Source organism: Microbacterium yannicii PS01 (assembly GCF_000304335.1).
GTDB lineage: Bacteria > Actinomycetota > Actinomycetes > Actinomycetales > Microbacteriaceae > Microbacterium > Microbacterium yannicii_A.
In genome coordinates this window covers 21,946-33,678 of the sequence record NZ_CAJF01000018.1, presented here as the reverse complement: position 1 = coordinate 33,678, position 11,733 = coordinate 21,946, and the positions used below count along the sequence as shown (strand labels likewise).

12 protein-coding genes are annotated in these 11,733 nt (G+C 69.1%); 10 read left to right on the top strand and 2 right to left on the bottom strand.

Translation table 11 applies throughout. The features are described 5' to 3' along the window. Positions 1-7: 7 nt before the first annotated feature. Positions 8-1,036 (bottom strand): hypothetical protein, encoded by a 1,029-nt coding sequence (locus tag WYM_RS11420; protein ID WP_019180972.1) that lies wholly within the window; start codon positions 1,034-1,036, stop codon positions 8-10. A gap of 256 nt (positions 1,037-1,292) precedes the next feature. Between WYM_RS11420 and WYM_RS11415 the strand changes: the two genes are divergently transcribed. The 9 genes from WYM_RS11415 (at position 1,293) to WYM_RS11375 (ending at position 10,370) form a co-directional block, all read left to right on the top strand. After that, positions 1,293-2,285 carry a glycosyltransferase family 2 protein gene (locus WYM_RS11415; RefSeq protein ID WP_026059754.1) on the top strand — a complete coding sequence of 331 codons (993 nt, stop codon included), beginning with the start codon at positions 1,293-1,295 and terminating at the stop codon, positions 2,283-2,285. Next, the gene (locus tag WYM_RS11410; RefSeq protein WP_019180971.1) at positions 2,282-2,833 is read left to right on the top strand and encodes an acyltransferase; all 552 of its coding nucleotides are present in this window, start codon (positions 2,282-2,284) and stop codon (positions 2,831-2,833) included. Before WYM_RS11415 ends, WYM_RS11410 begins: the two co-directional genes overlap by 4 nt. Then, positions 2,830-3,840 carry a glycosyltransferase family 2 protein gene (locus WYM_RS20015; protein ID WP_019180970.1) on the top strand — a complete coding sequence of 337 codons (1,011 nt, stop codon included), beginning with the start codon at positions 2,830-2,832 and terminating at the stop codon, positions 3,838-3,840. The genes WYM_RS11410 and WYM_RS20015 overlap by 4 nt, the downstream gene beginning before the upstream one ends. A gap of 38 nt (positions 3,841-3,878) precedes the next feature. Further along, positions 3,879-5,603: a fatty acyl-AMP ligase gene (locus tag WYM_RS11400; protein WP_019180969.1), complete on the top strand. Its 1,725-nt coding sequence runs from the start codon at positions 3,879-3,881 to the stop codon at positions 5,601-5,603. A 133-nt stretch (positions 5,604-5,736) separates the two neighbouring features. Then, a complete protein-coding gene (locus tag WYM_RS11395; protein ID WP_019180968.1) occupies positions 5,737-6,018 on the top strand; it encodes an acyl carrier protein in 282 nt (93 codons plus the stop codon). Positions 6,019-6,048: 30 nt separating this feature from the next. After that, positions 6,049-6,666 carry a 4'-phosphopantetheinyl transferase family protein gene (locus WYM_RS21110; protein WP_192813742.1) on the top strand — a complete coding sequence of 206 codons (618 nt, stop codon included), beginning with the start codon at positions 6,049-6,051 and terminating at the stop codon, positions 6,664-6,666. An 83-nt stretch (positions 6,667-6,749) separates the two neighbouring features. After that, a complete protein-coding gene (locus tag WYM_RS11385; protein ID WP_019180966.1) occupies positions 6,750-8,015 on the top strand; it encodes a wax ester/triacylglycerol synthase domain-containing protein in 1,266 nt (421 codons plus the stop codon). Beyond that, entirely contained in the window at positions 8,012-9,010 is a 999-nt protein-coding gene (locus tag WYM_RS11380; RefSeq protein WP_019180965.1) for a glycosyltransferase, read from the top strand. The genes WYM_RS11385 and WYM_RS11380 overlap by 4 nt, the downstream gene beginning before the upstream one ends. Before the next feature lie 49 nt (positions 9,011-9,059). Further along, positions 9,060-10,370 (top strand): UDP-glucose dehydrogenase family protein, encoded by a 1,311-nt coding sequence (locus WYM_RS11375; protein WP_019180964.1) that lies wholly within the window; start codon positions 9,060-9,062, stop codon positions 10,368-10,370. Positions 10,371-10,398: 28 nt separating this feature from the next. On the opposite strand, the gene WYM_RS11370 is transcribed toward WYM_RS11375, so the two are convergent. Further along, complete coding sequence (locus tag WYM_RS11370) at positions 10,399-10,641, bottom strand: hypothetical protein (protein ID WP_157525112.1); 243 nt, start codon at positions 10,639-10,641, stop codon at positions 10,399-10,401. A 117-nt stretch (positions 10,642-10,758) separates the two neighbouring features. Here WYM_RS11370 and WYM_RS11365 point away from each other — a divergent pair, with 117 nt between their 5' ends. Then, on the top strand, positions 10,759-11,697 hold the full coding sequence (locus tag WYM_RS11365; protein ID WP_019180962.1) for a DUF1214 domain-containing protein: 939 nt from the start codon (positions 10,759-10,761) through the stop codon (positions 11,695-11,697). The last annotated feature ends 36 nt before the right edge of the window (positions 11,698-11,733 follow it).

Genomic DNA, 11,733 nt, shown 5'->3' with positions numbered 1-11,733 from the left:
CCGGCGCCTACGCGCGCGGCGAGTCGGCGTCGTCGCGGCGCAGGAGGGCGTCGAAGTCCTCGTCGGCCTGAGGGGCGTCCGCCGTCCGGCTGCGACGGCGCGACGCACCCGCCGCCGCCTCGGTACGGGCCACGGTCTCGCCAGACGGTGAGCCGGAACCGGCCCCGACGAGGACCTTCTCCTCCTCGGGAACCGCCTCGAAGTCGTGCGTTCGCGAGGTGTCGGCGTCGGGCTCGGTGACCTGGTCGTCCGGCGACGCCTGGTCGCCGTCATCCGTCCCTGAATCAGTGCCGCGACGCCGCCGGCGATCGCGCACCGCTTCGATGACGAGGGCGAGCGCGATGAAGAGCAGGAACACTCCCACGGCGACGACGATGACCGGGATCGCGGGGTTGCCGCCCTCCGGCTCGCCTGCGATCGGCGCATTCAGCTCGTCGAGAGTCAGGCGGATGTCGTCCGCGACGCCCCACTCGTTCTGCTGCGCCGCGATCATCTCGCCGAACACGGTCGTCGCCTCGGCGGCGATCTCTTCGGCGCGCTCGGCCGAGAAGGCGACGCCGGCGATGTCGATGATCGGCAGTGCGAGACGTCCGCCGAACTGCTCGTCGCCGGCCGGCTGCGTCGTGCGGCGCACGGCGGTGATGGCCTCACCCGTCTCGAACTCGCCGATGCGGTCCTGCACGGCGTCGGCGACGGCGTCCGACGACGCCATGTATGCGAGCAGGATCGCGCTCTCGGCGAGGTCGATGGGGATCGGCTCCTGAACGACCACTTCCTGCTGCGCAGCCGGATTGTTCGGATCCGGCTGCGGAAGCGCCGTGGTGGTGCCGGGGATCTGGGTCTGGAAGAGATTGGACTGCGGAGGCGTGAGAAGCACCGTCGACGACGCCAGGTACGTCCGGTCGGCGCGCGGCGTGATCTCGCCGTCCTCGATCGTGAAGCCTGCGACGAGCCCGGCGGCGATTGCGACGACGAATCCGATGATCAGCAGGACTTTCTGGTTCAGAAGTCGCCGAAGATAGGTGGGCTGTTCCATGGACGTTGTCTCCCCCGAAGTCGAACATCGACGATCCGATGTACCCCAGGGACCGCCGTTGAAGGCGACACAACGCCGGGCCGCACCCTCACTGTCGCACCGCCGTGTTGCGCGTGTGTTAACACGAACGAAAATGCGATCGCACAATCGCCAAGCTGCTTGCACGCCCGACGCAAAGGCGCAACTCTGGGGTTCTGTCAACGGCGCCGCTGGGGAATATCGGCGCCGTTCTTGCATTTCCGGGGAAGGAACTGGGGTGGAGTCGAACCTCCGCGTCCCGCGTTCGAACGCGGGACGACCGACGGCATCAGACGCGGCGATCGTCGTGTGCACACGTGATCGCGCAGCGATGCTGGCGAACGCGCTCGACGCTCTGCGGGCTGCCGCGGGTGGCGCCGAGATCATCGTCGTCGACTCCGCGTCGGCGGACGCGGCGACCCGCGAGGTCGCCGCGTCGGCCGGCGTCCGCTACATCCGCTGCGACATCCCCGGTCTCTCGATCGCACGGAACGTCGGCCTCTCGGGCACCCGCCGCTCGATCGTGGTCTTCACCGACGACGACTGCGCCGTCGATCCGGGATTCCTCGCCCCGCTTCTCGCCCCCTTCGCCGAGCCGGCGATCGTCGGGGCGACGGGACGACTGCAAGACATCGCCGACCACTCGCTTCCGCCCGTGCCGACTGTCGATGTGCTGCGCAGGGTGTCGAGCGGTCTCGATGCAGGCCACGGTGCATTGATGGCCTTCCGCCGCGCCGAGCTGCTCTCGGCCGGCGGCTTCGATCCCCTGCTCGGCGCGGGACGCCGCTTCGGCGGAGCGGAGGACATGGACGCGTTCTGCCGGCTCCTGCGCGAGGGCGGCAAGATCGCACGCGTCGCGGCATCGGTCGTGATGCACCTGAACACGCGCGACGACCACGACTATGTGGCGCTGAACGAGAACTACGGGCGCGGGATCGGCGCGATGCTCGCGAAGTGGATGCGGACGCATCCGGTCCACGGAGCGTCGCTGGCCTCGGTCGTCTTCCGTCGCAGCGCCGTCAGGTACCTGCGCCGGCGCCACAGCGCGCGGGGCCGCGACGGGCAGCGCGCGTACTTCCGTGGCATCGGCGCGGGCATCCGCGAGGGTCGCCAGCTGCCGATCAGCGGAGGGAACTTCGTCGACCGTATCCCCCCGACGGCCGTGCGGGTCGACGATCCGAGCGACAGCGACTCGAGCGGCGTTGTCCGCGCAGAAGGGCAGCCGGCATGAACGGGAAACTCTCGGGCGTCGCGCGCTCGCTCCTCAACCCCCGCACCTACGCGCAGGCGTTCCGCCTCCTCCACTTCGCGTCGTACTCGCATGTCCAGCAGGTGGGGCGATTGAACCGGGGTCGCGACGTGACCTTCGCGCCGAACGTCTCGTTCCGCAACGCCGAACGCATCACGCTCGGCGACGGCACGCACATCGGCGAGCAGAGCATCATCTGGGCGGGCAACAGCACCGGTCGCGTGACCCTCGGCGAGAAGTGCCTGCTCGCCCCGCACGTCACGATCACGGCATCGAACTACGGCACCGTTCCCGGCCGGTTCGTCATGGACCAGCCCAAGATCGAACGCGACATCGTCATCGGACGCGATGTGTGGCTCGGCGCCAACACCGTGGTGCTCGCGGGAGTGACCATCGGCGACGGCGTGGTGGTCGCCGCCGGTGCCGTCGTCACCAAGGACATCCCGGCGGGTGCGATCGTCGGAGGCGTCCCGGCACGGATCATCGGGTGGCGCGGCGGCTCCGCCCTCGCGGAAGAAGGTGCCGCATGAGCTCCGCACCCGTCGCTGCCGTGATCATCGTGAACTTCAACACCCGTGACGAGACCATCGCCGCGGTGCGGTCGCTGCGCGAGAACACCACGGCCCTCCTCGACGTGGTCGTCGTCGACAACGGCTCGTCCGACGGCAGCGTCGACGCATTGCGCCAGGCTTTCCCCGACATCCACGTCATCGCAGCGGGCGAGAACCTCGGGTTCGCCGCCGGTGTCAATCTGGGCGCCGCGCACAGTGCCGCTCCGAACATCGTTCTCCTCAATCCCGACACCGAGGTGCTGCCGGGAGCGATCGACGCACTGCTCGCGTTCGCTCGCACCCATCCGCTGTTCGGACTGTACGGCGGTCGGACTCTGCGCCGGGATGGCTCGACCGACCCGAGCTCCTGCTGGGGCGCGATGTCGTTGTGGTCGCTGATGTGCTTCGCCACCGGCCTGTCCACCGTGTTCAAGCGCTCCCGCCTGTTCGATCCGGAGTCTCTCGGACGCTGGCAGCGCGACACCGTTCGCGAGGTGCCGGTGATCACCGGATGCCTCCTGCTCACATCGCGCGCGAACTGGGACCGGCTGGGTGGCATGGACGAGCGGTTCTTCCTGTACGGCGAAGACGCGGACTTCTCCCACCGGGCACGCCGGCGTGGCCTGTACCCCGTCGTCGTCCCGTCGGCGACGATCATCCACGACGTCGGCGGCTCCACCGCGTCGACCGGACGCAAGATGTGCATGGTGATGGCAGGCAAGGCCACAGTGCTGCACACCTCGTGGGCACGGCCGGCGCGTGCCGTCGGCATCCGACTTCTCGAGCTGGGCGCACTGCTGCGCAGCCGCAACCCGATGTGGGCCGAGGTCTGGCACCGCCGGCGCGACTGGCGCAGCGGCTACCCGACAGCGCGTCCCGCTCTCTTCGGTCCCCCCGACGAACGATCCGGGGCCGATCCCGGTGCCCGCGCCGCCGAATCCCTTCCCGACACGCGGCAGCCCATCGCGGCGATCGCGCCGTCCTGACCATCCACCCTGCTCCACCGATTCGAGAGAAGCACGACATGAACGCATCGAGCATGACCCTCGTCGACCGGCTTCACGCGACAGCCGAGAACGTCGGTGACACCCACGGCATCCTCTATTACGACACCCCCGACGAGACCCGCTACCGCAGTTACACCGACCTCGAGCGCAACGCGCGGACGGTCGCTGACGCGCTCATGACCCTCGGCTACAAGACCGGCGACATGGTGGTGATCGGCCTGAGCACGGGCCTCGAGTGGGCGGATGCCGCGTGGGGCGCGCTGTACGCCGGCTTGGCGTTCATCCCGGCGCCCGTCGCCGGCTACGGCACCGGCGCCGCGATCGGCGAGCGCATCGCCGGCATGGCGAAGGCGGCCGAAGCGTCGGTGTTCCTCACCGACGCCAGCGTCCTCGCCCGGCTCGACGCCGAAGCCCTCGGCGTCCCCGTCCTGCTCCTTGAAGACCTGCTCGCCGACGGCGACGCCGAGGCCTGGGTCGCACCGGCGATCGATGCCGACACCATCGCCTACCTGCTCTACACGTCCGGCTCCACCGGCGACCCGAAGGGGGTCATCGCCACGCACGGGACGGTAGGCGCGACCGCCGAGGCGGCGAACGTCATCTGGGACAGCAGCCCGACTGCCACCCTCGTCGGGTGGGCGCCGATGCACCACATCATGGGACTGATGATGCAGGTGGTCATCCCGGCGGTGAACGGCGCGAACGCGGTGGCCACCACGACCGAGCAGTTCCAGCGCCGTCCCGTCTTCTGGCTGCAGCTCATGAGCAAGCACAAGGCGACGATGAGCGCGGCCGGCAACTTCGCCTTCGCCCTCTGCACGCAGCTCGCCACCGATGAGCAGATCGCCGAACTCGACCTCAGCAGCATGAAGGCGCTCTTCTCCGGCAGCGAGCCGGTGCGTCCCGAGACGGTGCGAGCATTCGTCGAGCGGTTCGCCCCCGCCGGTATCACCGAGAAGATGATCGCCCCCGTGATGGGCATGACCGAGTCGAACATGATCGCGGGGAAGTTCGCTGGCGACGATCTGACGGTGCGCCGGTTCGACGGCGTCGCGCTGGAGTCCGGCAGTCTCGTGCCGGCCGAGGGCGAGGGAAGCGTCGAATGGGTGTCGTGCGGGCGCACCACCGACGAGACGACTGTCGTGATCGTCGACCCCGACACCTTCCTCCCCGTCCCAGAGGGTTCGGTCGGAGAGATCTGGGTGTCGTCGCCGATGGTGTCGCCCGGGTACTTCCGCCGACCCGACGCCACGGCCGAGACGTTCGGCCACACGCTCGACGGATACGACGGGTCGTTCATGCGCACCGGTGACCTGGCGGCCGTTCTCGACGGCGAGCTCTACGTCACCGGTCGCCTCAAGGAGATGATCATCGTCCGCGGCCGCAACCTGTACCCGCAAGACATCGAGGCCGCCGCGCGGACGGTTTCGCCCGCCGTGGGAATCGGCGCCTGCTTCGAGCTCAGCGGCCACCCCTCCGTCGTCGGCATCGTCCTCGAAGTCGACGATGAGGCGCTCACGGAGTCGGGCGAGAGCCTCGACGACCTCGCCGTCCGTCTGCGCGACGCCCTCATGACGCGCATCTCGCTTCCCTCGCTCGCCGTCGCCTTCGTGGCCGCCGGCACCCTTCCTCGCACACCCACCGGCAAGGTGCGGCGCACCCCGACTCGAGCATCGATCGAGAACGGCACGCTCCCCACCATCTACTCGTCCGGCTTCCGTCCTGCCCTGACGGTCGCCTGACGAAACCCGCCGGGCCGGTCATTCCCATTCCCCGAACACCGGCCGGCCCGGCACTTCTCTCACCCCTCCACTACGACTCCGTGAACCATCTCATAGACCTCGACCCTCACCCATCAGAAATCCGGAGACCGACATGACCGAGAGCACCACTTCCGCCGCAACGACTGAGGCCACCGTCTCGCCCATGGCTGCATGGCTGATCGACCGCATCACGTTCTACGACCAGGTCGACCCTGCCACCATCACGGTGGACGCGCCGCTGGCCGAGCTGGGACTCGACTCCATTTACGTGCTGACACTGTGCGGCGACATCGAAGACGCGTACGGCGTGGCGATCGATCCGACCTTCTTCGCCGACTACCAGACCCTGGGCGACCTGGCCGACGGTCTCGCCGCTCGCGTCGACGGCCCCTGACGCAGCCGGACCGTGATCGAGGGGGAGAGCGTGCTCGCCGGTCGCCGGGTGTACTGGCGACTCGGCAGCGCTTCGGATGCGGGCGTCACGCCGTCACGGCTGGCGCGCGCCTGGGTCGAGGACATCGTGCGGCGTCGTCGGCTCTTCGCATGGCGAGGCATCGAACGCGTCGATACCGGCACCAAACCCCGTTTCGCCGGTGATCCGGACGCCGACTTCAGCGTCTCGCATAGCGGCGCGGCCGTCCTGGTCGCGGTGGCGGAGGGAGCACGGGTCGGCGCCGACATCGAACGCGCGCCGTTCACGGCCTTCGACTCGCGCGCCCTCAGACGCCGGATGTGCACTCCCGAGGAACTGCGGGGTGCGTCGAACCTTCCGCCTGATGAGCGACAGCTCTTCCTCGCCTCGCTCTGGACTGCGAAAGAAGCCGTGGTCAAGGCCAGCGGCGAGGGACTCGCCCGCGACTTCCGAAGCCTCGGCACTGCTGTGCCCAGTGCCCCGAACGGATGCTCGGCCATGGGCCACCTCGCCGTCATCGACGGCGGCGATGCCGTCGTGACCGGCCTCGCACTCGTCGGCGGCGCTGTCATCCGCACCGATATCCACACTGAGCGCGTCTTGCGTTCTCACGCCCACCTGACCGTCTGAGGAGCAGCCATGTCCGCCGTAACGACCCCGACGGTCGCGCCCCCGCCGAACCGGCGCAGGCGCCCCGCACCCACGCCGAGTTCATGCAGATTTGGGAAGAGGGCTACGTCTCGAACCACATCTCTTTCGAGAACATGCAGGTTCCCGGGCTGTTCATCGCCGAGGGCGCTCCCCTTCTGCGAGAGGACGGCACGCTCGATCGCGAGAAGATCCGTGCCTACGTCGCCGCCTCGATGGCGAGCCATGCTACTTTCCGCCTGCGGCTGCAGCGTTCGTTCCTCGGCCTGACGCCGCCGGCGTGGGTTCCGGATGACGCCTTCGACCTCGAGCGTCACCTCATCTTCTCGGACGAGCGCGTCGACTTCGCGACCGCCGACCTCCGCCGCCTCTCCGGATCGGAGGATCCCGTCTTCTCCGAGCGGCACCCGCTCTGGCGGATGCGCATCACGCCGCTGACGGATGGTCGCGTCGCCGTCGGCATGATGTTCCACCACGCCTCGTTGGACGGCTTGTCAGGCATGCGCATGTTCTCCACGGTGACGCAGGCGAAGCCGGAGGACGTGCTCCCGGAGCCGCGTGACCCGTTCGCCGGCGTCCGTCCCGCGCGCTCGTGGCAGCTGCCGTTCCTCGCCCTGTCTCAGTGGTGGTCCCGCGAGGGCTCGGTCGCCACGGCGTGGCGGTCCTATCGGAGCAAGCCGTTCCTGCGCCGCGTGCGACGCGTGGCAGCGCGGCTGACGCTGCCCGTGCGGTACGGCCGGGGCGGCGAGGCGGCGCGTGCCGCCGCGCTCCCGCCGCGGCACTCCGCCTACCGCACACTCGACGCCGCACTCGCCGGGCGGCGGGCTCGGGAGCTGGGCGGGACGCTGAGCGACCTGCAGGTCTCCGCGATCATCGGCGCCTGGAGCGGAGATGAGCGCGTGGTGAGCCTGCGGTTCCCGGTGTCGTTCCACTCTTCCGCCGAGCCGCACATCCGCAACCACGTGCGCGACATGGAGGTGTACGGCGACGCCGACGCCGACATCGCCGCGACCGTCCGCTCGGTGCACCAGCAGGTCGAGGACCGCGACGATGACAAGCCCTACCCGCCCGTTCCGGGCTTCGCCATCGGCTACAGCACCCTACTGCCCTGGGTCTCGCGACCTCGCTACTTCTGCGGCGCGGAGATCACCGACGTCGCGCCGTTCCCCGCGAGCCTCGGGCGCGACAGTCTCGCCGCGGCAGGCATCATGTATCGCGGCCAGCTGTTCATCGGAGCCAATATGGCCGCCAGCGCCGACGTCGAGGCGACGGTGGGGCGCATGTACGAGCTCATGACCGGGCTGCCCGACACCGGCAGACCGCTCGCATGAGCTCGGCGCCGCCGTCGGTGGCGGTCGTCCTGCCCTCCTTCCACCGGCTGGAGCGACTGCCGCCGCTCGTCTCGGAGTATCGCCGGCAGGGGGCCGATCAGATCATCGTCGTGCTGGACGGCCCGCATCCCGGATGGCGCGACATCCTGCCTCCGCCGGACGACCGCCTCAGCGTCATCGAGCTTCCCGCGAACGTCGGCCTCGCACTCGCGCGGATCGAAGGTCTGCGCCACGCCCGCGGTGACGTCGTGCTCGCCGTCGACGACGACGTGATCCCGGGTGAGAACCTAGTGGCCACGCACCGGTCCTTCCATGCCGACGGCGGTGACCGTGTGCTGCAGGGATACATGCCCGTCGCGCTGCCGCGGCGCCGCTCTCGGGATGACGCCCCGTCCTATATATATGCGCGGGACTACGAGGCGCAGGTGCGAGTGTGGCGCCGGAGCGGGTCCGAGACGATTCTTCGATCGCTCTGGGGCGGCAACGTGAGCATGCCGCGCGACCTCTACGAGCGGGCCGAGGCGGCCAAGCCATCGCAACGCCTCGACTACAACGAGGACCTGGATCTCGGCATCCGGCTTCTCGCTCTGGGAGCGACGGCGGAATTCGACGACGCGGCCCGCGCCGCCCATCATCACTCTCGGGGACTGCGCGCGTATATGCGGGAGTGCGAAGTGCGCGGGCATGCCGTGTGGGATCTCGAACAGCGCTGGGGGGAGCGCCCGACGCAGCTCGGATCCCTCGTCGAGATCCCGCCGCCGTACAACCGCGTGCTCGCTGCCGGCCAGCGGTCGATCGCCGCGCGCGACCGGGGCGGCGTCGTGCAGGCCTTCGCGGTCGCGACCTATCGCGCAGCGGGCCTTCTCCGGGTCTGGACGCTGCAGGACGGGGTCACCCGATTCTTGCGCCGAGCCCTGGCGCTGAGAGGCTATCGGAGGGCTCGCACCACCACGCGGATGCGTGACGTGCGTGACAGAAGTGAAATATCGGTGTGATAGGACGGAGTGTCCCCGGTCGGGGCCGTTCCCCCAGTGAAGGAGTTCCATGCGTCTGTCTGTCATCGGCTGCGGGTACCTCGGAGCCGTGCATGCGGCAGCGATGGCGTCGATCGGTCACGATGTGGTCGGTATCGACGTCGACGAGCGGAAGATCGCGACCCTGTCCAAGGGTGAGGCGCCGTTCTTCGAGCCCGGGCTGCAGGAGATCCTCACCGAGGGCATCGCCTCGGGGCGCCTGCGGTTCACGACCGATATGGCCGAGGCGGCCGGCGCGAAGGTGCACTTCGTCGGTGTCGGCACCCCGCAGCAGAAGGACGGGTACGCCGCCGACCTCACCTACGTCAACGCCGCGATCGACGGCCTGCTCCCGCACCTCTCGCCCGGCGACATCGTCGCCGGCAAGTCCACGGTTCCCGTGGGGACCGCCGCCGACCTGACCCCGCGCGTGGAGGCCACCGGCGCGACGCTGGTGTGGAACCCGGAGTTCCTGCGCGAAGGCTGGGCGGTGCAGGACACCATCGACCCGGACCGGCTCGTCGTCGGCGTTCCCGCGGGTGAGCCCGGCGAGACCGCGGCCGACGTGCTGCGGGAGGTGTATCACCCGGCGGTCGGCAAGGGCACCCCGTTCATCGTCACCGACCTGGCCACCGCCGAGCTGGTGAAGGTCGCCGCCAACGCATTCCTGGCCACCAAGATCTCGTTCATCAACGCGATGGCCGAGATCGCCGAAGTGACCGGAGCCGACGTCACCCAGCTCGCCGACGCGATCGGCCACGACGCCCGCATCGGCCGCCGCTTCCTCGGCGCCGGCATCGGCTTCGGCGGCGGCTGCCTCCCCAAAGACATCCGCGCCTTCTCCGCCCGCGCGGAAGAACTCGGCCGCGGCGAGTCCGTCGCGTTCCTCCGCGAAGTCGACGCCATCAACCTGCGGCGACGCGATCGCGCCGTCGACCTGGTCGTGGGCGCGTTCGGCGGCTCCGTCTTCAAGAAGAACATCACCGTGCTCGGCGCAGCCTTCAAGCCGCACAGCGACGACATCCGCGACTCCCCCGCCCTCGATGTCGCGGTGCGCCTGCACGGTCTGGGCGCCTGGGTCACGATCACCGACCCGGCAGCGCTCGAGAACGCCGAACGCCTGCACCCGCAGCTGAACTACGTCGCCGACCGCGACGAGGCCATCCGCGGTGCGGACGCGCTGATCCTCGTCACCGAGTGGGACGAGTACCGGCGCGAGCTCGCCCCCGAACACGCATCGACCCTCGCCACCGGCCGCGTAGTCATCGACGGCCGCAACGGGCTCGACGCCGCGGCCTGGCGGGACGCCGGATGGACGTACTACGGCATGGGACGGCCGTAAGCTCGCGGCATCGCCGGCGAATCCCGGCTCAGCAGCTGCCGACGTCGTGGGTGTGCATGCCGGCGAGGTGGCCCTCGCCATCGAAGTCCGCGTAGACCTCGGTGAGCACGTGGTTGTGACAGACCTGACCGAGCAGGTGTCCGCCGATGCCGCCGCCGTTCTCGTCGTATCCGACGAAGGGAGTGCCATCGGCGTTGACCAGCATGACGAAGGGTCCCGTCTTCGTGGGCCCGGTCGTCTCGGTCGCGTCGGCCCCGTCGTTGATTGCCATGATGTCGCCTTTCATTCGGTCGGTGATGTGCGTGAGCACATCATGGAGGAGTCGGTGATCGCTGTCGTTGATACCGGGGCGTGGCGATGTCGGCCGGCCCTGTGGGAGGATCGCGGCGTGGCCATCCGGGTGAATGCTGACAACTTCGTTCGTGCTGAGACGGATCGGATGTTCCACGATCTGCAGGAGAGCTCCGGCGGCGTCAACCGGTTCTTGCACAATCGCGAGCCGGCCGCGATCGACAACCAGACCGTCATCCGGCTGAACCGAGACACGCTCTACAGCTTCGCTGTCGTCGACCTCGCTGCCGGCGCGACGCTCACGCTTCCCGATCCCGGAGAGCGGTATCTGTCGGTCATGGTCGTCAGCGAAGACCACTTCGTGGAAGCCGTCTTCCACGACGCGGGCGTCTACGAGCTCGCCGCCGACGAACTCGGAGGCCGCTACGTTGTCGTCGCAGTGCGGATCCTGGTCGACCCGGCAGACCCAGAGGACATCGCCGCAGTGACGGCGCTGCAGGATCAGATCACGCTGAGCAGCCGATCCGCCGAGCCGTTCCCGTATCCGGAGTACGACACGGTCTCGTTCGACGAGACCCGGAATGCCTTGCTCTCGCTCGCACGCGATCTGACCGGCTTCGACCACATGTTCGGCAGGAAGGACGAAGTCTGGCCGGTACGGCACCTGATCGGGACCGCGGCCGGCTGGGGCGGCCTGCCGACCAGCGAAGCCTCGTACATCGGTGTGGATCCTCGACTGCCGGTCGGACAGTACGAGCTCACCGTGGGAGATGTGCCGGTCGACGGGTTCTGGTCGATCTCGGTGTACAACGGGCAGGGGTTCTTCGAGCCCAACGACCGCGACGCCTATACCGTCAACAACATCACCGGCGTCAAGAACCCCGACGGCTCCACGACGGTGCGGTTCGGCGACTACCCGGCAGGAACGCCGAACGCGATCCCCCTCACCGACGGATGGAACTACCTCGTGCGGCTCTATCGGCCGCGCCCCGAGATCACTGACGGCAGCTGGGTCTTCCCGCAACTGGCCGAATGAGACCGGCGCTTCCCGGGCGAAGCTTCCGGGGTTCCG